The following is a 20,066-nucleotide window of genomic DNA, read 5'->3' as shown; positions in this document are numbered from 1 at the left end:
CGCGCCTTACTCGCCGCTTGATCATCCAGACAGTCGCTCTCTCAAAGAGAGAGGGATCGATCCTACGGCGCGACCAGAACGATCTCGCCGCCTTGGCCGGTCTTCACCTTGGCCGCGCCATAGGCGCTGAGCGCGTCGACGAAGCCGGAGACGTCGCCGGTCTTGAAGCGGCCGCTCATCGGGGTGGCGGCCACGCGCGGCGAGTCGATGCGGATCTTGCGCACCGAATAGCGGTTCAGCTCGTCGACGATCTGCGCCAGAGGCTGATTGTCGAAGGTGACGCTGCCGTCGCGCCAGCTGGTCAGGGCGGCCACGTCGGCGGCGGCCACGGCCCAGGTCGAGCCCGCCTGCTGCTCCAGGCGCGAGCCGGGCAGAAGGTCGACGCTATTGTGGGCGACCGGATCGGCGACGCGGATCTTGCCTTCCAGCAGGCTGACCGACCACTTGCCCGGGTCGATACGCACATTGAAGGCCGTACCCAGGGCGGTGACCGTGCGGCCGTCGGCGGTGACCACGAAGGGGCGCTGCGGGTTCTTGGCGACCTGGAAGAAGGCCTCGCCGCGATCCAGCGTCAGGGCGCGGCGGGCGCCCCATTCGGTGACGCGCAGAACCGAGTCGGTCGACAGGGTGGCGATCGAGCCGTCGGCCAGGGTGACGATCTTCTGCTCGCCGACGCCGGTGCGATAGACGACCTGAGCCGTCTGCGCGGGGGCGACGGCAGGGGCGTGGTCCGAGGGCGCGGTGGCCAGCCACAGGGCCGTGCCGAAACCGCCGGCGGTCACCAGCGCGGCGACGGCCGCGGCCCAGCGCACCTGCGGACGGGCGCGGCGGCGCTGGTCGGCGGCAAGGTCGGCCTTCAGGCGGGCGCGGGCGGCGACAATCTCGGGTTCGTCGGTCAGGGCGCCCAGGCGGCTCCAGGCGTCCGAGGCCGAGGCATAGGCGTCCTTGTTGGCCGGATCGGCCTTCAGCCAGGAATCGAAGTCACGCCGCAGGCCAAGGTCGTTCGGCCGATGCTGCAGGCGCGCGACCCATTCCGCAGCGTCCGGTTCACCGGAAGAAGCCAGGTTTGGGACGGTGTGGCGCATCGTGTTCCTGCAGACGGCTCGTCAGGTGCTTGAGAGCCTTGGCGACGTGTTTCTCGACCGCGCTGACTGAGAGTCCCAGTTGAGCGGCCGCCGCCTTGTAACTCATGCCTTCAAATCGGACGAGCATGAATGCAGCGCGCGTCCTTAAGGGAAGGTCACCGAGGGCGGCCGCGGCGACGGCGGCCTGCTCCTTGGCTTGCAGGATACGGTCTGGCGACAGTTCGTCGAGGGGGTGGTGAACCTCCTCCAACTCACAATGGGCTTGCCGTTTGCGGACGGTGTCGCGGCGACGGCGGTCCAGCAGGACGTTCGTTGCGGTCTGGAAGATGAAGCTTCCCAGATTGGCCACTTCGCCGCCGTCACGGCGGTTGTGCAGCCGGAGGAGCACCTCCTGCACGAGATCGTCGACCTCGCCGCCTTCCACTCTTCGGCGGAAGAAAGCCTTCAGAGCCTGCTGGTAGGGCAGGGAAGCATGGGCCAGGCCCTCGCTTCCGCGCGCTCCAGCGGCAAGATTCGCCAGCGCCATTCGTCGTCCCCGACACAACGAGTCTTTTTTGTTGCGATCATTCGTCAGCAGCGTGACGGCGCGGTCAACCCACACTCTCGCACTTGCCGTCGGGGCGCCCCGCCTGCCAGATTATCAGGCAGAGTCTTCCGCACGGTCCCCCTGGCCCGGGCGAGGGGGCCGGATCGCCGGTCAACGGCGACGAGGGGACTGGCTTTGGCGAACGCAGCAGTGAAGGAAGGGGCGCTGCCGCGTACTGGAGCCCCGGGGGTATTGCACACACGTCATCGCCGCTGCGCGCTCGCCGGTTGGCTGGCGCTCGCCGCGTTCGCGACCCCCGTGGTCGCGGCGGCTGCGCCGCGCCGAGTCGACATCGCCGCCGGCACGCCGATGGCTCGCGCCCTGACCGCCTTCTCCGCCCAGACCGACATCGAGATCCTGTTCAATCCGGCCCTGGTCACGGGTCTGCGTGCGCCTCGGGTGCGGGGGCGAATGGAGGCGGACGAGGCCCTGGAGCGTCTTCTGGACGGCTCGGGCCTGGTCGCCCGTCGCCATGGCGGACGGCTGCTGATCGAGCGCGGCGCGCCCGAGCGTCCGACGCCAGCGGCCTTGCCCGTCGCGCCCATGGTCTCGGCCGAGGTCGACGCGGTGATGGTCACCGCCCTGCGCCGCGCCACCGCCGAGCAGAACACGCCGCTGTCGATCCGGGTGGTCAGCGGCGAGGCGCTGAAGGCCACGGGGGCCGTCACCTTCGAGCGCGTCGCCCAGCGCCTGCCGGGCCTGACCCTGACCAGCACGGGCGTGGGCCGCATGCGCATGACCCTGCGCGGCGTCTACGGCTCGGGCGAGGCGACGACGGCCCTCTACTACAACGACATCCCGGTCTCGGGGCCCAGCGGCACCACCGCCGATCCGGGCGGCTCGTTCCCCGATCTGCTGCTGGTCGACGTTGATCGGCTGGAGGTGCTGCGCGGGCCGCAGGGCACGCTCTACGGCTCCAGCGCCATGGGCGGGGCGATGAAAGTGGCCTTCAACCGCGCCGACCCGTCGCGCGACCAGATGGGGCTGGAGGTCGAGGGCGGGGTCGTGGGCGGCCGGGCCGGCGGCGCGGTCACCGCCGTCGCCAACAAAGCCTTCGCTGACGATCGCGCGGCCGTGCGCCTGACCGCCTATCGCCGCGACGAGGCCGCCTTCTCCGACAACGCCCGCCTGGGCCTGCAGGGCGTCAACGCCGGCCGCACGGTCGGCGGGCGGCTGGCGGGGGTCTGGCGGCCCAGCGAGGCGATGCGCTTCGACCTGTTGCTGGCCGGCCAGGATTCGCGCCTGAACGACACCGGGGCCGGCGCGCCGGGCGAGCCCTCGCACGTCTCGCGCAACTTCGTGCGCACGCCCTTCGACAGCGAGGTCTGGTTCGGGGCGCTGTCGATGGAGAGCCGTCTGCCGGGCGCGCGCTTCACGGTCTCGCTGGCCCACTACCAATGGAACAACACCCGCCAGATCGACTATACTGGCACCCTGCAGGCCGAGCGCGGCAGCGCCGCCGGCTGCGCCCGCTGGCTGGCCTTGGGGGCGAGTCTCGCCTGCGACGCCGGCCAGATGGGAGCCTATGCGTCCTACGTCGACAGCCGCACGCCAGGCCTGCTGTACCAGCCCATCGACCTGACCGCCGACGTGCGTGAGGCGCGGCTGACCTCCGACCGCGACGGTCCGTTGCAATGGACCGTCGGCGTCTTTTCCGAGACACGCCGAGACACCATCGACAGCCAGGTGCGGGTCGCCGACCCCAGGACCGGCCTGCCGTTGGAAACGGCGGGTTTCACCGGCCGCCGCATCGTCGATACCCGGCTCGACCAGGTGGCGGTCTATGGCGAGGCGACCCTGGCCGTCGACGATCGTTCCGACATCACCATCGGCGCACGCCGTTTCTCCTACGACAAGAAGACCGTCGGCGAGGTGCTGGTGGTCAATGTCATTTCCGACACCTCCGGCGGCAACTTCCGCAACCGCGTCGAGGAGGACGGTTGGAGCGTCAAGGGCCTGGCCTCGCGCCGCTTCACCCCGCGCCTGATGGGCTACATGCAGGTCTCGCAGGGCTTCCGGCCTGGGGGCGTCAACACCGCGCCGGGACTGCCGTCGGCCCTGCAGGGCTATGGCTCCGACACGCTTTGGAACCGCGAACTGGGGCTGAAGTCGCGCTGGCTGGAGGGGCGGTTGTCGGCGAACCTGGCCGTCTACAGCATCGACTGGCGCGACATGCAGTATTCGGCGACCAGCGACAACGGCGCCTTCGCCTTCGTCACCAACCTGGGCCGGGCGCGGATCGACGGCGTCGAGTTCGACGCCACCTGGAGCCGGGGCGTTTCGAAGGTCGGGTTCAACTTCGCCGCCACCGAGGCGGTGCTGACCCAGGACCAGACCACCGGCGCCATGGCGGGGTTGGGCCGCGAGGGCGACCACCTGCCGGCCGTGCCGCGCACGGCCTTCACCCTGTGGGGCGAGACCCGTCGCGAACTGGCCGGCGGCGCCAGCCTGATCCTCAACGGCTCGGCCGCCTATGTCGGCGAGTCCCGCTCGACCTTCGAGTCCGTCAGTCCAGGTTCCGGCCGGGATCTCGGCGGCGTGACCCTGATCGACGGCCGCATGGCGATCGAGGTCGGCCGGCGCTCGGTCGGGGTGTTCGTCGAGAACCTGCTCGACTCCGACGCCCCGCTGTTCATCACCGCCGGCCGCCTGCCGCAGTCGTTCTCGCCCCAGCCGCGTCGCGTGGGGCTGAGCCTGCGCTTCGCTTACTGAGCGAATTTTTCGCCTTTTGGGCGAGCCGTGTTAACCTTCCGCCACGCGCCCGACAGAGGCGCTCGATCGTCTGGGAGGTTAAGCCATGGCCCACGCCATGCGTGTTTCCGTGCGTCCCGTGTTCTTCAGAAAGTGCGACGTCAACAAGCCCGAAGGCTCAGAACTGCGCCACGCAGGCCCCTGTATTCAATGGGACCGCGTCGGCATCGTCGCCCTGGTGCTGCTGTTCGGCGCCGGCCTGGCGACCTTCGCCTACGCAAGCTTCTAGAGCATTTTCCGACGAAGTGGGCGTCGGTTCGTCGTCGGGACGGAAGTTCTAGAAACCCTCCGCGACCGGCGTTTTCCGAGGTGACGGCCTGAGCCTCGCCGCGCATGCTCACGCCTTGAGTGCGAGGCTCGGGGGAGCGCATGAGCGACGAAAGCGGGAACCTCTGGAACGAGGACCTGGCGCCGACCACGGCGGCCCAGCGCACTTGGCGCGCCCGCCACTTCGCGGCCCTGTGGCTGGGCATGGTCATCGCTGTGCCCGCCTACATGCTGGCCGCGGGCCTGGTGGAGCAGGGGATGTCGGCCGGCCAGGCGGTCTGGGCCGTGCTGCTGGGCAACCTGATCGTGCTCGCGCCCATGCTGCTGATCGGCCACGCCGGCGCCCGCCACGGCGTGCCCTATGCGGTGCTGGCGAGAGCCTCGTTCGGCTGGCGCGGCGCGCGGCTGCCGGCGCTGGCCCGGGCCATCGTCGCCTGCGGCTGGTACGGCATCCAGACCTGGATCGGCGGCGGCGCCCTCCTGACCCTGCTCGGCGTCATGGTTGGGGCAAAGCTGGACGGCCCGCCGATCCCGCTGCTGGGTATCGGGGTGGGCCAGTTGCTGGCCTTCCTGGCCTTCTGGCTGATCCAGCTGGCCTTCGTCACCAAGGGGCTCGAGACCGTCCGCAAGCTCGAGACCTGGACCGCGCCGATCAAGGTGGTGGTGTGCCTGGCCCTGGTGTGGTGGGCGCTGTCCAAGGCCGGCGGCCTCGGTCCCATCCTGCACGAGCCTTCGGCCTATGATCCCGGCGGCCCCAAGGCCGGCCGCTTCTGGGCCGACTTCGGACCGGCGGTCACCGCCATGACCGGCTACTGGGCTACGCTCGCGCTGAACATCCCCGACTTCACCCGTTTCGCCCGCACCCAGAAGGACCAGATCCTGGGCCAGGCGCTGGGCTTGCCCGGACCCATGGCCCTGCTGGCGGCGATGAGCGTGGTCGTCACCTCGGCCACGGTGCTGATTTTCGGCAAGGCGATCTGGGACCCGGTGGCGCTGTCGGGCGACATCGGCGGGATCGCCGTGCTGGTGGGCCTGGTAATCATCAGCCTCGACACCGTCTCGTGCAACATCGCCGCCAACCTGGTGGGCCCAGCCTACGACTTCGCCGCCCTTTGGCCCCGGCGCATCACCTACCGCATCGGCGGCTGGATCACGGCCGGGATCGGGGTGCTGATCATGCCCTGGAAGCTGCTGGAGAGCACTGCCGGCTACATCTTCGTCTGGCTGACCGGCTACGGCGCCTTGCTGGGGCCGATCGCAGGCATCCTGATCGTCGACTACTGGATCCTGCGTCGCACGGCGCTGGACGTGCCCGCCCTCTACGACCGCGCGGGCGCCTACACCTATCGCGCGGGCTGGAACCCGGCGGCCCTCATCGCCTTCGCCATCGGGGTCGCGCCCAACCTGCCGGGTTTCCTGCACGCCGCCGCCCCGCACGCCTTCGCTGGGATCAGCCAGCCGTGGACCACGATCTACCAGTACGCCTGGTTCGTCGGCGCCGTCCTGGCCGGAACGCTGTACGGCCTGCTGATGCGCGGTAAAATACCCGGGTAATATTGACTCCTGTAATTAGTCCGGGTAAAAAGGTCGCCAGCAAGGAGGCGGCCATGAACCCGCGCAAGGCGCTGCTGCGCGCCTACAAGGAAGAAAAACCCGAGCCCGGGGTCTACGCCGTGCGCTGCCAGCGCACCGGCCAGGCCTTCGTCGGCGCGACGCAGAACGTCGCCACACGCAAGAACGGCGTCTGGTTCAGTCTGAGGCTCGCATCGCATCCCAACGCCCGGCTGCAAGGCGCCTGGAACGCCCATGGCGAGGCCAGCTTCGTCTTCGAGGTGCTGGAAACCATCGACGACGATGGCCTGGAGCCGAAGGGCAGGGCGCTGCGCCTGGCCGACCGTCGCAGGCGCTGGTGCGAAGCCTTGAACGCGGTAGACCTCGTCCGATGACCTACGCCCTGTTCGAATCCGGCGCCCGCCTCGCCGCCGGCGACAAGCTGGCCGTCGCCCTGGCCGCCCAGGCGGTGGTGGGCCAGCGTCCTGACGCCTCGATCCTTATTTTCGATCCCGATGGCCGACAGGTCGATTTCGACCTGCGCGGAAGCCCGGAGGACCTGGCCGCCCGCCTGGCGCCGGTCGAGGCGCCGGAGACCCCGCGCGGCCGCGGCCGTCCCAAGCTCGGCGTCGTCGCTCGCGAGGTGACACTGCTGCCCCGTCACTGGGACTGGCTGGCGAGCCAGCCCGGCGGCGCGTCGGTGGCCCTGCGCAAGCTGGTCGAGGCCGCCCGCCGCGAGGCCGAGGCCCCCGACCGTCAGCGCCGCGCCCGCGACGCCGCCTACCGTTTCGCCAGCGCCGCCGCCGGCGATGCGCCGGGCTTCGAGAGCGCCATGCGGGCGCTCTATGCGGGCGATCGGGAAAGCTTCGAGGCCGGCCTGGCGCAATGGCCGGCGGACGTGGCGGCGCATGCGCGGCTGCTTGCGGAGATGAAGCTCTAAAGATCCCCCTCTAGGGGAGGTGGCCCAGAGGGCCGGAAGGGGGGCGTTTTCAGCTTTCGATGCGCCCGGCCGTCTTCTCTCCAATTCCCCTCACCGATCGCTGCGCGATCGCCTCCCCCAGAGGGGGAGGTTCCTAGCGAACCGTCCGCGCCCTGACCTCGGCCAGCAGCGGCGCGTACGCCGCCTCGAACCTCGTCCGATCCGCCTCCGGCTTGCCCGGATAGACCTCGCGCAGCGCCGCGATCCGGCCCGCGACGGCCAGCAGCCAGGCTTCGTCCTTCATCCGGGCCAGCCGCGCCTCGACGTTGCCCTCGCCGGCATAGGTCAGCAGCGCCCGCACCTGGTCGAGGGCCTGCTCACGCGGGTTGGGCGTCGCATCGCCCCGCGCCCGCCACGCCGTCCAGCGCACCGCCCGCACGATCTGCTCGGCGAAGCGCGGATCGGCCCAGGTCGCTTCGTTGTGGCCGAGGTTGGTGAAGAACAGCCGGCCGTTCCCCACCGTCCGCACCCAGCTGACGGGCACGGCGTAGGGCCGCTTCAGCGGCGTGCCTGCGTAGTCCAGGCTCTGGATCACCCGCACGGCGGCCGGGTCGAAGCGCTTATACTGATAGATCTCTTCCATCAGGTCGACGCTGCGGCCCCACGGCGTAGCCAGGGGATGGTTGTCGACCGCCTTGACCCGAACCTTCTGGTCCTCGGTCCACGGATGGCCGGCGAACTGGCCGCCTACGAAGGTCGTGTAGTCGAGGCCCGGCCCCTTGTAGTTCCAGGCGGTGTCGGCGGCGCTGTGCAGGCCCACGAAGCCCAGCTTGCCGGTCGCGAACCGCTGCTGCACGGCCGCCCAGGCCTGCGGCGAGATGGGCAGGGCGCCGGTGGTGTAGAACACCAGCACGTCGACGTCCTTCAGTCGTTCCGGGGTGATTTCGCGGGCGTCCTGCGTCACCTGCGCCTCGAAGGCGCCGCTGGCCTTGCCGATGGCGATCATCGCCGTCTCCGAAGGCGCGAGGCCTTCGGCGGGCCGCGTCACCGGGCGATGGCGCCAGCCGGCCGACTGGTCGAGATAGAGCACGCGGATCGGCGTCTCTGCGGCGCCTGCCGCGCCCGCCGCCACGGAGAAGACGATCGCGACGAGGGCCAGCAGGGCGCGCATGGGCTCAGGCCTTGCCGCTGCGCGGTTGCAGCAGGTCCCAGCGGTTGCCGTAGAGGTCCTCGAACACCGCCACGCTGCCATAGGCTTCGTGCCGCGGTTCCTCGAGGAACGTCACGCCGGCCGCGCTGAGCCGTGCGTGATCGCCATTGAAGTCGTCGGTGTGCAGGAACAGCCAGACCCGGCCGCCGCCCTGGCCGCCGATCATCGCAGCCTGGCGCTCGTCGGCCGCCTTGGCCAGCAGGAACCGCGAGCCGCCCGGTCCCGGCGAGACCACCACCCAGCGCTTGCCCGCGCCCAGTTCGCTGTCCTCCACCAGGTCAAAGCCCATCTTGCCGACATAGAAGGCGAGGGCCTCGTCATAGTCGCGCACGAGCAGGGACAGAAGGGCGAGGTGCTGGGCCATGGCGACTCACGCTGGGGGAGGGGGATAGGTCGCTGGATCTTTGCGGCTAATCTCCCATCCGTAAAATCCCCGCGAAAGCGGGGACCCAGGCTTTTTCTGAAACCGACGGCGCTCGACGATAAAACACCTGGGTCCCCGCTTTCGCGGGGATTTTACGGTGTTGGAGGTAGACCCTCAGCCGCCGAACAGCTTGAGGATGTAGCTCGGCGCGGCGTTGGCGATCGACAGCGACTTGATGGCCAGCTGTTGCTTGATCTGCAGGGCCTGCAGGCGGGTCGCCTCCTGGGCCATGTCGGCGTCGATCAGGCGGCCGACCGAGGCCTCCAGCGTGTCCTGCAGCTTGTCTATGAAGGTCAGGTGCATATCCAGGCCGCTGGCCTGGGTGCCCAGCCGCGACAGGGCCGAGGTCACGTTCTGCATGGCCGTGTCCATCGCCTTGATGTCGGTCGAGGATGGCGCGGTCAGCAGGTCGGCGCGCATGCCCGCCAGGGCCGCGCCGCCGGTCGACAGGTCCACGTGGTCGACGTCGATGGTCTGGTCGGCCTTGGCGTTGGCCAGGGCGCGGATATTGCCGGTATTGCCTGCCGAGATCAGGTTCACGCCGTTGAAGCTGGCGTTCTCGACCGCGCGGTCGATCTGCTTGCGCAGCGAGACGTAGTCGTCGTTCAGCAGCTTGCGGCTGGCGGTGGTCAGGCTGGGGTCCGACGCGGCCAGCATCTTCTGCTTCATCTGGTCGAGCAGGTCGGTGACCGTGTCGCCGGCCGCCAGGGCCACGTCCGCCGTCGACTGGCCGCGCTGCAGCGAGGCGCGCACGGCGTCCAGAGACTTGGCCTCGGAGGCCTGCATCTTGGCGGTGGCCCAGACGGCGGGATTGTCCTTGGGGGAAGAGATCTTCAGGCCGGTGGCGATACGGCGCAGCGTCGTCGCCAGATCACGATTGATCGTGTTCAGCGACTGCAGGGCGATCATCGCCCCGACGTTCGTGTTGATGCTGTTCTGCGGCATCGACCCGTTGTTCCCGGCGCGGCCTTCTGGCCAAGGGCGCGTTTTGCGCCCGAGGCTCAGCTATGCACGCGTTGCGTTAGCAGAACGTTAGGGGACGCGTAAAAATCGCTGGGGTCGGGCCGCTCTCCCATAAGGAGAGGCCGGCCTGCTCAAGATCCTCCCCCTGAAGGGGGAGGTGGCCCGGAGGGCCGGAGGGGGAAGTGTCTGATGAGGTCAGCACATCCCCAGCGTGAGCAATCCCTTCCCCCTCAGTCGGCTTCGCCGACAGCTCCCCCTTCAGGGGGAGCGTCTTCAAGGAAAGGCCGCGTCTACCTCACCACTCCAGCGCCGCTTCCCCACGCAGGATCGCTTCGGCTTGCACCGAATGTTTCCCCCCGCCGCGCGCGTGCATCACCAGGGCCGGCAGCAGCACCAGCGGCGCCTTCCCGGTCTTCACCGCCCGCACCAGCACGCGCTTGGCCGGGGCGTCGGCGAAGGGCTGGATCGGGCGGATGCGAAACGAACCGGCCTTGGGAGCCAGAAGGGCGAGAATGTCGGCCAAGCGGTCGGCGCGGTGGATCAGGGTGATGGTCCCGCGCTCGCGCACGGCTTTCAGCGCAAAGGCGGCCCAGGCCGAAAGGCCCGCATCGGCCATCCAGGCGCCGGTCTTCTCCGGGGCCGGGGCGCGCAGGGCCTTCGGATCGTCGAAGAACGGAGGATTGCTCATCATCGCGTCGAAGACGGGCAGGCCGAGGGCCCGGAAGCCGGCCGCGACGTCGCCCTCGACGACTTCGACGCGATCGGCCAGCTGGTTCAGCGCGGCGTTCTCCCGCGCCAGGGCGGCGGCGGCGGAATCGCGCTCCAGTCCGACGAATCGCACGGATGGGCGACGGGTCGCGGCGGCCAGCAAGGCCGCGCCGACGCCGCATCCGGCCTCGATCACGCGTTCTCCGTCGCCAACGTCGCAGGCGGCCGCCAGCAGAGCCGCATCCAGCCCCGCCCGGTATCCAGCGGCCGATTGGCGAAGCTTGACGCGTCCGTCGAGGACGCGGTCTTCGGTGACGGAGGGAACAGAGGAGGGGTCGGACAACGTTTCGGGCCTTGTGCTCGCCTTGACCCTGACCTATCCCGCCACCATTGTCGCTCGCAACGCCCATGGCGCTACGAGCGGCGTCGCCTGAGGAGTATATGGTCTTGGACGCAGCTGCAGCGACCCTCGCCCGTCAGCCGGGATCGGTGGATCGTCTCGTGCGCCTGGCCGCCGCCGACATGGGCGGCGTGGACCGCCTGATCACCGATCGCATGCAAAGCGACGTCCCGGTGATCCCGGCCCTGGCCGAGCATCTGATCGCCGCCGGCGGCAAGCGCCTGCGCCCGCTGCTGACCGTGGCCGCCGCGCGCCTGGCCGGGTCGGATAACGACCACTGCCTGAAGCTGGCCGCCGCCGTCGAGTTCATCCATACCGCCACCCTGCTGCACGACGACGTGGTCGACGGCAGCCAGCTGCGCCGCGGCAAGGTCGCCGCGCACCTGATCTGGGGCGCGGCCCAAAGCGTGCTGGTCGGCGACTTCCTGTTCGCCCGCGCCTTCGAGCTGATGGTCGAGACCGACTCGATGCGCGCCCTGCAGATCCTGGCCCAGGCCAGCCGCGTCATCGCCGAGGGCGAGGTGCTGCAGCTGATGCGCAGCCACGACCTCAACCTGTCGCAGGCGGTCTATCTCGAGATCATCGCGGCCAAGACCGCCGAACTGTTCGCCGCCGCCGCCGAGGCCGGCGCGGTGTCGGCCGGTGTCGACGCCGAGAAGTCCAAGGCCCTGCGCGACTATGGCATGAGCCTGGGTCTGGCCTTCCAGCTGGCCGACGACGCCCTCGACTACGGCGGCGCGACCGAGACGCTGGGCAAGAACGCCGGCGACGACTTCCGCGAAGGCAAGGCCACCTTGCCGCTGCTGCTGGCCATCGCCCGCTCGGGTCCGCGCGAGGCCGAGTTCTGGGAGCGCGCCATCGGCCGTCGCGAACAGACCGAAGCCGATTTCCGCCGCGCTCGCGAGCTGATCATCGGCACCGGCGCCCTTGACGCCACCCTCGACCTCGCCGCCGAGTACGCCGACAAGGCCAAGGCCGCCCTGGCGGTCTTCCCGGCCAATGACTGGCGCGAAAGCCTCGAAAGCCTCGCCGACTTCGCGGTCAGCCGCCGGGCCTGATGGCGAAGGGCTACAACCCGTCCGGCGATCCCCACGGCGTTGATCGCCATCACGGCGCGCACGCCGCCGGTGAGGCGGCCGGCAAGGTGATCGGCGGCGGGGTAGGGGTCCTCGTCGGCCTGGCCCTCATTCTTCTCTTCTTCGGTCCGCTGCTGTGGGCCCCGCTGCTGGCGGGCTTCGGCGCGGCGCGCGCGGCGCCGGGAACCTGGCAGCCCTGGCTGGCCGGCTTCGCCGCAGCCTTTGGCGCGATCTTCGTCCAGTTCCTGCTGCTGGTGCAGAAGAGCCCGATCCTGCGCTATCCGGCCGTGGCCCTGTTCTCCATCGCCTGGGTCGGCGGCCTCTGGCTGGAGCTGACCTCGCCGCCGCACGACTGGCTGACCACGGCGCCGGCCTGGCATGCGCCAGGCCCCTGGAGTTGGGCGCTGATCGGCCTGGGCGTCGTCGTCTATGCCGGCCTCTACCTCCTGGCCCTGTCACGGTTCGGCAAGGGCCGCTGGGCCAGGCGCTGGCAACTGCTGCGGTGAATTCGCCGTAAGGTCGCGCCGTCAAGCTCGACAACGGGCCGGCGAGATCCCAAGTCTTGGCGCAGACGAAAGGACCGCGATGATCCGCTTCATCCTCAACCTGCTCTGGTTCTTCCTCGGCGGCTGGCTGTCGGGCCTGCTGTGGCTGCTGGGCGGCCTGCTGCTGGCCATCACCATCGTCGGCCTGCCCTATGCCGGCGCGGCCTGGCGCATCGCCGGTTTCGCCTTCTGGCCGTTCGGCAAGGAGATCGTCAGCCGCGAGATCGTCACCGGGCGCAGCGACATCGGCACCGGTCCGCTGGGCTTCCTGCTGAACCTGATCTGGTTCGTGCTGGGCGGCTGGTACATCGCACTCAGCCACCTGCTGATCGCCGTGGCCGAGGCCATCAGCATCATCGGCATCCCGTTCGCCATCAAGGACCTGCAACTGGCCTACATCGCCCTGGCCCCGATCGGCCGCACGGTGGTGCGCCGCTAGAAGCCGGTGAACAGCCGGTCGAGGGCGCGGCGGATGGCGTCCTCGTGCGCGGCGAGGGAAGCGACGTGCTGGCGAAGTTCCATCGCGCTGACACTGAAGAGTTCGCTCACCACGAGGGTCAGCGCATCGCCATCGATCTCGACGGGGATTTCCAAATCCGAAACCAGACGTCTGGCGTCGTTGACGGCGGGGGCGACAATGACTTCGGCCAGACCGCGTAGGTGATGGGACGACAGAATGACGAAAAACGGCGCGACGCTGCGCGCGGCATGAGATGGATTTCGGTAGGCGTCGAACTGCCTCAAGCTACCACTTTCGGAAGTGGTCCGAGATGAGCCCGCGCCGGGCCACCCGCGCGTTGTGGTCTGTGATCGCCTCGGCGTTCTCTTCCGCCCAGCGCCTGGCGCGTTCCTCGGCGCCGGCGGGATCGACCTTCTGCAGGTGCAGCCTCAGCTGCGTCTCGCTCATGCCGGCGACCGAAATCCCCAGCCGCTGAGCCTGCGTCAGCAGTTCTGGGTCGATTGCTTCAGGCGCGATGTCGAGTTCGGGCTTGCCCATGGGAGAAAGGCTATCACGCTTCCTCGTCGTCCGACAGCAGCACGTCCAGGAAGGTCTGGCGGCGGTTGAGGAAGTTGCGGGTCACCTGGAAGTGCTCGGTGTCCTCGTAGTCCACCCGCTCCAGGCCGCGCTCGGAGGCCTGATAGATCCAGGCGTCGGGATAGCCCAACAGGATCGGCGAGTGAGTGGCGATGATGAACTGCGACCGAGCCTGCACCAGTTCGTGCAGCCTTGCCAGGAATGACAGTTGCCGCTGCGGCGATAGGGCCGCTTCCGGCTCGTCGAGAATGTAGAGGCCGTCGCCGCGGAAGCGGTTGTCGAACAGGGCGAAGAACGCCTCGCCGTGCGACTGCTCGTGCAGCGGAACCTGGCCGTAGCCCGAGACGCCGACTTCCTCGATGTAGCTGGCCACGTTGAAAAAGCTCTCGGCCCGTAGGAAGTAGCCGTCGATGGGCCGCAGATGCCCTCGGACCTTGCGGATGTGCTGGCTGAGCGGCGAGTGCGAAGCGCGGGTGGAGAAGTTGACGCCGGTCGACCCGCCTTCGGCGTTGAAGCCCCAGGCCACGGCCAGGGCCTCGATCAGGGTCGACTTGCCCGAGCCGTTTTCGCCGACCAGGAAGGTCACGCGCGGATGGAAGGCCAGGGTGTCCAGGCCGCGAACCACGGGCAGGTTGAACGGGTAGGCGGCTGCGTCCCAGCTCTCGCGTCGCTCGAGGCGGGCTTCTATCCAGTAGGGGCGGACAAGACCGGTCATGCGGTCTTTCGCATAGCATCGGTTCGCCGCGATCGGGATACGAAAACGGGGCGGTCGCCAATGCGCCGCCCCGTCCTGTCAGTCGTTCAGTCGGGCGGGCCTCAGCCCGGCGAGACCATCTTTTCCGGGCGGACGTACTGGTCGAACTCTTCGTTCGTCAGGTATCCGCCGCCGACGGCTTCCTCGCGCAGAGTGGTGCCGTTCTTGTGCGCGGTCTTGGCGATCTTGGCGCAGATGTCGTAGCCCAGGCGGCCGTTCAGGGCCGTGACCAGCATCAGCGAGTTCTCGACGCCCTTCTGGATGTTGTCGATGCGCGGCTCGATGCCGACCACGCAGTTGTCCGTAAAGCTGATCGCCGCGTCGGCCAGCAGACGCACCGACTGCAGGAAGTTGTAGGCCATCACGGGGTTGAAGACGTTCAGTTCGAAGTGGCCTTGGCTGCCGGCGAAGGTCAGGGCGGCGTGGTTGCCGAACACCTGCACACAGACCTGGGTCAGAGCTTCACACTGGGTCGGGTTGACCTTGCCCGGCATGATCGACGAGCCCGGCTCGTTCTCCGGCAGGGCCAGTTCGCCGAGACCCGCGCGCGGGCCCGAACCCAGGAAGCGGATATCGTTGGCGATCTTGAACAGCGAGGCGGCGACCGTGTTGATCGCGCCGTGGCTGAACACCATGGCGTCGTGGGCCGCCAGGGCCTCGAACTTGTTCGGCGCCGTGGTGAAGGGCAGGCCGGTGATGGCGGCGATGGCTTCGGCCACGCCTTCGGCGAAGCCGATCGGGGCGTTCAGGCCGGTGCCGACGGCGGTGCCGCCCTGAGCCAGCTGCATCAGCTTGGGCAGGGTGCTCTCGATGCGCTCGATGCCGTTCTCGACCTGCTGGGCGTAGCCGCCGAACTCCTGGCCCAGCGTCAGCGGGGTGGCGTCCTGGGTGTGGGTGCGGCCGATCTTGATGATGTCGGCCCAGGCGTCGGACTTGGCCTTAAGCGAGGCGTGCAGGTGCTTGAGGGCCGGCAGCAGGTCCGAGACGATCTGCTCGGCGCAGGCCACGTGCATCGCCGTCGGATAGGTGTCGTTCGACGACTGGCTCATGTTGACGTGGTCGTTCGGGTGGACGGGCTTCTTCGTGCCCATCTCGCCGTCCAGGATCTCGATCGCGCGGTTCGAGATCACCTCGTTGGCGTTCATGTTCGACTGGGTGCCCGAACCGGTCTGCCAGACGACCAGCGGGAAGTGGTCGTTGAGCTTGCCTTCGATCACTTCGTTGGCGGCCTGGACGATGGCGTCCTTTAGGCCTGCGTCCAGCTTGCCGAGCTTGTGGTTGGTCTCGGCGGCGGCGCGCTTGACGATGCCCAGGGCCCGGACGACCGGCAGCGGCTGCTTTTCCCAGCCGATCTTGAAGTTGCCGAGGCTGCGCTGGGCTTGCGCGCCCCAATAGCGGTCGGCGGCGACTTCGATGGGGCCGAAGGTGTCGGTCTCGGTGCGCGTGGCGGTCATGCGGGTCTCCCGGAAAACGGTCGACGGGGGGTCTAGACCCTGAGGGCCGCCAGGGCAACGCTCCCGACGCCGGTTGACACCAGGCGCGAGCATGCGAACCCTCCGCGCCCAGAAAAAGTGTTCGGGGGAAGCGTACATGGCGTCGGGCAAGGGCGGCGGTCGGATCGTCGCGCTGGATCTTCTGCGCGGTCTGGCGGTGGCCGGGATGATCATCGTGGTCAGTCCCGGATCATGGAGCCAGGTCTATGCGCCGCTGACCCATGCGCCCTGGCACGGCTGGACGCCGGCCGATCTTGTCTTCCCGACCTTCCTGTTCTGCGTCGGCATGGCCATCGGCCTGTCGGTCCCGCGCCTGACGCCCGGCGATCGGACCTCGGCCGGTTTCTGGTTCAAGGTCGCGCGCCGCACGGCGATGCTGATCCTGCTCGGACTGCTGCTCAACGCGCTGCCGAAGTTCGACTTCGCCCATCTCCGCCTGCCGGGCATCCTGCAGCGCATCGGCCTCTGTTACGCGCTGGGCGTGGCGATCTGCGTGCTGGCCGCGCCGCGCGCCGGCAGCCGTCTGAAGTTCAGCTTCGTCACCGTCACCGTGGCCGCCTTCACGCTGCTGGCGATCTATTGGGCGCTGCTGGCCTTCGCGCCGGTCCCGGGCTTCGGCGCTGGGCGCCTCGACCCGCACGGCTCGCTGCCGGCCTTCATCGACCGGGCGGTGATCACCATTCCCCACCTGTGGAAGCACGGCACGACGCCCGGCGTGGGCGTCACCTACGATCCCGAAGGCCTGCTCTCGACCTTGCCGGCCGCCGTCAACGTGCTGATCGGCGCCATCGCCGCGGCCTTGCTGGCTCGAGGCGGAGCCAGCCGCATCGCCCTGGCCCTGCTGTCGGCCGCGCTGATCGCCGGCGGCCTGCTGTTGGACGGGGTCATGCCGATCAACAAGTCGATCTGGACGCCCAGCTTCTCTCTGCTCAGCAGCGGCCTGTCGATGGCGGCCCTCTTCGTGCTCGACCTGCTGGCGGGGCTGAAGCCGGCGCTGAAGCTGGCCGCGCCGCTGACCATCTTCGGCGGCAACGCCATCCTGGCCTTCATCCTGTCGCAACTGCTGGGGATTTTCGGCTCTATGCCGCTGCTGCCGGGCGGCCGGTCGGCCCAGGGGCTGACCTACGACCTGGCCCTGCGCGTGATCCCCGACCCCAAGGCCGCGTCCCTTGCCTGCGCCCTGGCGGTGCTGGCTTTCATCCTGGCGATCCTGATCCCGCTGCATCGGCGCGGGATCCATTTGCGCCTCTAGCGTCGGGGCGCGTAGACAGCGCTCCGACGCTCGCCACGCTGGCGGGCCCGGAGGCCTCGCGCTTGAACGACGACTGGACGCATCACGGCAAGGTCCGCGCCCGCGAGGCCGGGGGCGAGCTGACCATCGTGGTCGACGGCCTGACCACCCAGGCCAAATACTACAAGCCGCTGATCTACGAGTTCTTCCGCAAGAGCTGGCGCGGCTCGCGGCCGGCCTGGGGCGAGTTCTCGGTCGAGATCGGCATGGAGTTCGTCGGCGAACCGCCGTGGCTGGACCTCGACAACCTGGCCAAGGCCCTGCTCGACGCCATCAAGGGCTACGCCTTCCACGACGACGCCCAGGTCGCCCGGCTGCTGGTCGAGCGGCGTCCGGGCGAGCGCGAGCGCATCGTGATCGTGGTGCGAAAGCTAGAGTCGCGCTTTCTGCGGGGCACGCTCGAAGACTGACGCACCGACCGAGATGTAGAGCACGATCAGGAAGGCCAGGTAGCGCCCGAGACTCGACGGTTCGGCGCCGGGCGCCAGGGGCACGAGGCCCAGCAGGATCAGGTTCGCCGCCGCGACGCCGGGCAGGGCGAAGGCCATCGCGGGGTACAAACGTCTTGCGCGCGGGATGCGCAGCAGGCGCGCCACGGCCTGGAAGGCGAAGGCGCCCAGCGTCGCGACCAGGAAAGCATTGAGGGCGTAGAACCAGAAGGCCTGCTCGATCAGCGCGCTGCCGAAGGCGCCGTAGAACAGCGTCGCGGCTAGCCAGACGCCGAGGCCGGCTCCGGCCAGGATACAGACGTTCCGTTTCGACACGCGCGAACTCCCCCATCGCCGCTACGACGGGGGAGCCTGCACGCGGCGTGCCGGATCAGGTGTTCCAGAACTCGAGGAAGCCCCAGGCGGCCAGCACCACGGAGAAGCCGATGAAGATCAGCGCCGTGATCGTGAAGCACAGCTTGCGAAGGTCGTTCCAGCTGTCGACGCGACGGCCGCCGCGCCAGACGACCGGCACCATGGCCAGGGTCAGCAGGGTCAGCAGGGTGGCGATGAAGGCGCAGGCCGAGGCCGTCAGCAGCCAGCCGCTGGGCCAGCCGAAGACCACGGCGGCCACGTCGCCAGAGCCCAGCGCGAAGGCGCCCACGCAAGCGATCGCCGTCAGCCACAGCACCGCCTGGGTGGTTTGCAGCAGGCTGGCGCGGGCCTGGCTGGTGGTCTGGCGGGTGTCGCGGCGGCTGCGCACGAACACGCCGGCCAGGGTGGCGATCGAGGCCAGGGCGGCCAGAAGGGTCATGCCGGCCAGCACGCCCTGCTTGAACAGCGGGCCGACCCGCTCGTAGGCGGCGACGCCGGAGGGGGCGAAGAACCGCGCGGCCGTACCGTCCTGACGCTGGAAGACCAGCATGTCGGCGCCGTCGGCGGCCTTGAAGACGTCCTCACGGTCGGTGGGAAGCCACAGGCGGGTCTGGCCGTCGGTCGTGATGGCGAGGCCGCCTTGGTCGCTGATCCGGACCTTGGCCACGCCGATCAGGCGGTTCACGAAACCCTCCAGGCCGCCATAGGCGCGGCGGTCGGTCAGGTAGTCGCCTTCGTAGACGGCAGCGGTCTCGGCCGAGAGCGGAGTGAACGCCGGGACGGCGCGGGCCGCGGCGTAGAACCGCTCGACGATGGCGGCGGGCAGGGTCGCCGGCAGGCTCTGGCCGGTGTCGGTGTTGACCGAGACGAAGACGCCCAGGCCCAGGTCGGGCGCGATGACCATGTTGGAGTGGAACCACAGCGTGGCGCCGGCATGGCCGAAGCCGCGGCGATTGCCGGGCAGGGCGATGTCCTGGAAGCCGCTGTTCAGGCCGGTGGCGCCCGCCGCGGGCCGATAGCTGGGCGTGCGGAAGGCCTGGGCGGCGCGGGCCGAGAACACAGTGCGGCCGTCGATCGTCCCGCCGTTCAGCAGCAAGGTCATGTAGCGGGCCATGTCGGCGGCGGTGCTCGAGGCCGAGCCGGCCGGGGCGATCTGGCCGATGAACTCCACCGGCTGGGCCTGCAGGCCCAGCGGCGTCCAGCGATAGCCTTGGGCCATGTCGGCGGCCAGGGCCGGGGCCATGGGCGCGGGCAGGTCGTCGCGCCAGGCGCGCGGCTCGCGGAAGGTGGTGCGGGTCAGGCCGGCGGGCACGATCACGCGCTCGGCGATCAGGTCCTCGAACGGCTTGGCGCCGGTGTTGGCCAGGGCCGCGCCGACCAGGGCGACGCCGTAGTTGGAATAGGCCGGCAGCACGCCCGGCTCGCGCACGCGGTTGGGGCGTTCCTGACGCAGATAGACGTCCAGCGGCCGGATGCGGCGCTCGTCGCGCTCGAACAACTGGCCAAGGGCGCGATCCTCGAAGCCGGGCGTGTGGTTGTAGAGGTCGCGCACCCGCACCGGGCTCTTCTTGCCCTGGTCGCGGACCTGAAGTTTCTCGGGCAGGTAGACGTTGATCGGGGTGTCGGGGCGGATGCGGCCGGCGTCGATCTCGTTCTGCAGGGCGATCCAGGTGAAGGTCTTGGAGATCGAGCCGATGCGGAACAGCGTGCGGTCCGGATCGACCCGGCGACCATCGGCCAGGCTGGCGACGCCATAGCCCTTCTTCAGCACGACCTGGCCGTTCTGCACCACCGAGACGGTGACGCCGGCGATGTGGTCCTGGTTCATCGAGCGGCGAACGAAGCCGTCGACGAAGGCCTCCAGTTCCGGCGCGGGCAGGGGCGTGACGCCGGGCAGGACGGGCGCGACGGGAGGCGTCGCGACGGACGTGGCGGCCGGCGCGGGCGGTCGCGTCGCGCGAACGGCCGGCGCGGTCCTCGGCGCGGTCGTCGCCGGAGCAGGCGCCGAAGCGCGCGGCGCGGTCGATATGGGGGCTGTCGGCGCCGTGCTTTGGCTCGTGGCGCTGCTCGCGCCCCCCAGCCAGATCCCCACGACCGCCGCGCACCGCGCGACCTTGGACGACAAACGCAACGTCACGTATCCCACCTCGCCGATAGAGCCCCTCGGGGCCTTCTTAGGCCAATTCGCGCGGCGAGGGACACCG

22 protein-coding genes are annotated in these 20,066 nt (G+C 69.4%); 10 read left to right on the top strand and 12 right to left on the bottom strand.

The window, feature by feature from the left end; translation table 11 throughout:
• Positions 1 to 62 precede the first annotated feature (62 nt).
• Both ACODR1_RS13645 and ACODR1_RS13640 read right to left on the bottom strand, forming a co-directional pair.
• Positions 63 to 1,085: a FecR family protein gene (locus ACODR1_RS13645; RefSeq protein ID WP_488880926.1), complete on the bottom strand. Its 1,023-nt coding sequence runs from the start codon at positions 1,083 to 1,085 to the stop codon at positions 63 to 65.
• Positions 1,048 to 1,611 carry an RNA polymerase sigma factor gene (locus ACODR1_RS13640; RefSeq protein ID WP_101717540.1) on the bottom strand — a complete coding sequence of 188 codons (564 nt, stop codon included), beginning with the start codon at positions 1,609 to 1,611 and terminating at the stop codon, positions 1,048 to 1,050. Before ACODR1_RS13640 ends, ACODR1_RS13645 begins: the two co-directional genes overlap by 38 nt.
• Positions 1,612 to 1,863: 252 nt before the next feature.
• Here ACODR1_RS13640 and ACODR1_RS13635 point away from each other — a divergent pair, with 252 nt between their 5' ends.
• The 5 genes from ACODR1_RS13635 (at position 1,864) to ACODR1_RS13615 (ending at position 7,180) form a co-directional block, all read left to right on the top strand.
• Positions 1,864 to 4,383: a TonB-dependent receptor gene (locus ACODR1_RS13635; RefSeq protein ID WP_488880925.1), complete on the top strand. Its 2,520-nt coding sequence runs from the start codon at positions 1,864 to 1,866 to the stop codon at positions 4,381 to 4,383.
• Between the two features lie 85 nt (positions 4,384 to 4,468).
• Positions 4,469 to 4,651, top strand: coding sequence for a hypothetical protein (locus tag ACODR1_RS13630; RefSeq protein WP_488880924.1), 183 nt, complete (start codon positions 4,469 to 4,471; stop codon positions 4,649 to 4,651).
• Between the two features lie 140 nt (positions 4,652 to 4,791).
• On the top strand, positions 4,792 to 6,243 hold the full coding sequence (locus ACODR1_RS13625) for an NCS1 family nucleobase:cation symporter-1 (RefSeq protein WP_488880923.1): 1,452 nt from the start codon (positions 4,792 to 4,794) through the stop codon (positions 6,241 to 6,243).
• Between the two features lie 53 nt (positions 6,244 to 6,296).
• Positions 6,297 to 6,635 carry a GIY-YIG nuclease family protein gene (locus ACODR1_RS13620; protein ID WP_488880922.1) on the top strand — a complete coding sequence of 113 codons (339 nt, stop codon included), beginning with the start codon at positions 6,297 to 6,299 and terminating at the stop codon, positions 6,633 to 6,635.
• Positions 6,632 to 7,180, top strand: coding sequence for a DUF2239 family protein (locus ACODR1_RS13615; protein ID WP_488880921.1), 549 nt, complete (start codon positions 6,632 to 6,634; stop codon positions 7,178 to 7,180). The genes ACODR1_RS13620 and ACODR1_RS13615 overlap by 4 nt, the downstream gene beginning before the upstream one ends.
• A gap of 133 nt (positions 7,181 to 7,313) precedes the next feature.
• On the opposite strand, the gene ACODR1_RS13610 is transcribed toward ACODR1_RS13615, so the two are convergent.
• The 4 genes from ACODR1_RS13610 to ACODR1_RS13595 form a co-directional block, all read right to left on the bottom strand.
• A complete protein-coding gene (locus tag ACODR1_RS13610) occupies positions 7,314 to 8,330 on the bottom strand; it encodes a ThuA domain-containing protein (RefSeq protein ID WP_488880920.1) in 1,017 nt (338 codons plus the stop codon).
• Between the two features lie 4 nt (positions 8,331 to 8,334).
• A complete protein-coding gene (locus ACODR1_RS13605) occupies positions 8,335 to 8,733 on the bottom strand; it encodes a VOC family protein (protein WP_488880919.1) in 399 nt (132 codons plus the stop codon).
• Positions 8,734 to 8,907: 174 nt separating this feature from the next.
• Entirely contained in the window at positions 8,908 to 9,738 is an 831-nt protein-coding gene (locus tag ACODR1_RS13600; RefSeq protein WP_488880918.1) for a flagellin, read from the bottom strand.
• 313 nt (positions 9,739 to 10,051) lie between these two features.
• The gene (locus ACODR1_RS13595; RefSeq protein WP_488880917.1) at positions 10,052 to 10,807 is read right to left on the bottom strand and encodes a tRNA1(Val) (adenine(37)-N6)-methyltransferase; all 756 of its coding nucleotides are present in this window, start codon (positions 10,805 to 10,807) and stop codon (positions 10,052 to 10,054) included.
• A gap of 104 nt (positions 10,808 to 10,911) precedes the next feature.
• On the opposite strand from ACODR1_RS13595, the gene ACODR1_RS13590 reads away from it, so the two are divergent.
• From ACODR1_RS13590 to ACODR1_RS13580, 3 genes are all read left to right on the top strand, one after another.
• Positions 10,912 to 11,922, top strand: a complete 1,011-nt coding sequence (locus ACODR1_RS13590) for a polyprenyl synthetase family protein (RefSeq protein ID WP_165262279.1) — start codon at positions 10,912 to 10,914, stop codon at positions 11,920 to 11,922.
• Complete coding sequence (locus ACODR1_RS13585) at positions 11,922 to 12,446, top strand: hypothetical protein (protein WP_488880916.1); 525 nt, start codon at positions 11,922 to 11,924, stop codon at positions 12,444 to 12,446. The genes ACODR1_RS13590 and ACODR1_RS13585 overlap by 1 nt, the downstream gene beginning before the upstream one ends.
• Positions 12,447 to 12,525: 79 nt before the next feature.
• Complete coding sequence (locus ACODR1_RS13580; protein ID WP_101717553.1) at positions 12,526 to 12,924, top strand: YccF domain-containing protein; 399 nt, start codon at positions 12,526 to 12,528, stop codon at positions 12,922 to 12,924.
• On the opposite strand, the gene ACODR1_RS13575 is transcribed toward ACODR1_RS13580, so the two are convergent.
• The 4 genes from ACODR1_RS13575 to fumC form a co-directional block, all read right to left on the bottom strand.
• A complete protein-coding gene (locus tag ACODR1_RS13575; RefSeq protein WP_488880915.1) occupies positions 12,921 to 13,229 on the bottom strand; it encodes a CcdB family protein in 309 nt (102 codons plus the stop codon). The genes ACODR1_RS13580 and ACODR1_RS13575 overlap by 4 nt on opposite strands.
• Position 13,230: 1 nt before the next feature.
• A complete protein-coding gene (locus ACODR1_RS13570; protein WP_488880914.1) occupies positions 13,231 to 13,482 on the bottom strand; it encodes a type II toxin-antitoxin system CcdA family antitoxin in 252 nt (83 codons plus the stop codon).
• A 13-nt stretch (positions 13,483 to 13,495) separates the two neighbouring features.
• Positions 13,496 to 14,236, bottom strand: coding sequence for an AAA family ATPase (locus tag ACODR1_RS13565; RefSeq protein ID WP_488880913.1), 741 nt, complete (start codon positions 14,234 to 14,236; stop codon positions 13,496 to 13,498).
• Positions 14,237 to 14,337: 101 nt separating this feature from the next.
• Positions 14,338 to 15,729, bottom strand: coding sequence for a class II fumarate hydratase (gene fumC, locus ACODR1_RS13560; protein WP_488880912.1), 1,392 nt, complete (start codon positions 15,727 to 15,729; stop codon positions 14,338 to 14,340).
• A 136-nt stretch (positions 15,730 to 15,865) separates the two neighbouring features.
• Here fumC and ACODR1_RS13555 point away from each other — a divergent pair, with 136 nt between their 5' ends.
• Both ACODR1_RS13555 and ACODR1_RS13550 read left to right on the top strand, forming a co-directional pair.
• Positions 15,866 to 17,020 carry an acyltransferase family protein gene (locus tag ACODR1_RS13555; protein WP_488880911.1) on the top strand — a complete coding sequence of 385 codons (1,155 nt, stop codon included), beginning with the start codon at positions 15,866 to 15,868 and terminating at the stop codon, positions 17,018 to 17,020.
• 62 nt (positions 17,021 to 17,082) lie between these two features.
• Positions 17,083 to 17,469, top strand: a complete 387-nt coding sequence (locus ACODR1_RS13550; RefSeq protein WP_109099322.1) for a RusA family crossover junction endodeoxyribonuclease — start codon at positions 17,083 to 17,085, stop codon at positions 17,467 to 17,469.
• On the opposite strand, the gene ACODR1_RS13545 is transcribed toward ACODR1_RS13550, so the two are convergent.
• Entirely contained in the window at positions 17,431 to 17,823 is a 393-nt protein-coding gene (locus tag ACODR1_RS13545) for a hypothetical protein (RefSeq protein ID WP_488880910.1), read from the bottom strand. The genes ACODR1_RS13550 and ACODR1_RS13545 overlap by 39 nt on opposite strands.
• A 55-nt stretch (positions 17,824 to 17,878) precedes the next feature.
• Positions 17,879 to 19,999, bottom strand: coding sequence for a serine hydrolase domain-containing protein (locus ACODR1_RS13540; RefSeq protein WP_488880909.1), 2,121 nt, complete (start codon positions 19,997 to 19,999; stop codon positions 17,879 to 17,881).
• Positions 20,000 to 20,066 lie beyond the last annotated feature (67 nt).

This window comes from Caulobacter sp. FG7 (genome assembly GCF_057808875.1).
The sequence above is the reverse complement of the archived record's forward strand: the minus strand, read 5'-3'. Positions and strand labels throughout refer to the sequence as shown.

Bases quoted from the DNA above. Each gene is read 5' to 3' on its own strand.
- ACODR1_RS13645 (WP_488880926.1), bottom strand. From the start codon at position 1,085: ATGCGCCACACCGTCCCAAACCTGGCTTCTTCCGGTGAACCGGACGCT.
- ACODR1_RS13640 (WP_101717540.1), bottom strand. From the start codon at position 1,611: ATGGCGCTGGCGAATCTTGCCGCTGGAGCGCGCGGAAGCGAGGGCCTG.
- ACODR1_RS13630 (WP_488880924.1), top strand. From the start codon at position 4,469: ATGGCCCACGCCATGCGTGTTTCCGTGCGTCCCGTGTTCTTCAGAAAG.
- ACODR1_RS13625 (WP_488880923.1), top strand. From the start codon at position 4,792: ATGAGCGACGAAAGCGGGAACCTCTGGAACGAGGACCTGGCGCCGACC.
- ACODR1_RS13620 (WP_488880922.1), top strand. From the start codon at position 6,297: ATGAACCCGCGCAAGGCGCTGCTGCGCGCCTACAAGGAAGAAAAACCC.
- ACODR1_RS13615 (WP_488880921.1), top strand. From the start codon at position 6,632: ATGACCTACGCCCTGTTCGAATCCGGCGCCCGCCTCGCCGCCGGCGAC.
- ACODR1_RS13610 (WP_488880920.1), bottom strand. From the start codon at position 8,330: ATGCGCGCCCTGCTGGCCCTCGTCGCGATCGTCTTCTCCGTGGCGGCG.
- ACODR1_RS13605 (WP_488880919.1), bottom strand. From the start codon at position 8,733: ATGGCCCAGCACCTCGCCCTTCTGTCCCTGCTCGTGCGCGACTATGAC.
- ACODR1_RS13600 (WP_488880918.1), bottom strand. From the start codon at position 9,738: ATGCCGCAGAACAGCATCAACACGAACGTCGGGGCGATGATCGCCCTG.
- ACODR1_RS13585 (WP_488880916.1), top strand. From the start codon at position 11,922: ATGGCGAAGGGCTACAACCCGTCCGGCGATCCCCACGGCGTTGATCGC.
- ACODR1_RS13580 (WP_101717553.1), top strand. From the start codon at position 12,526: ATGATCCGCTTCATCCTCAACCTGCTCTGGTTCTTCCTCGGCGGCTGG.
- ACODR1_RS13570 (WP_488880914.1), bottom strand. From the start codon at position 13,482: ATGGGCAAGCCCGAACTCGACATCGCGCCTGAAGCAATCGACCCAGAA.
- ACODR1_RS13565 (WP_488880913.1), bottom strand. From the start codon at position 14,236: ATGACCGGTCTTGTCCGCCCCTACTGGATAGAAGCCCGCCTCGAGCGA.
- fumC (WP_488880912.1), bottom strand. From the start codon at position 15,729: ATGACCGCCACGCGCACCGAGACCGACACCTTCGGCCCCATCGAAGTC.
- ACODR1_RS13555 (WP_488880911.1), top strand. From the start codon at position 15,866: ATGGCGTCGGGCAAGGGCGGCGGTCGGATCGTCGCGCTGGATCTTCTG.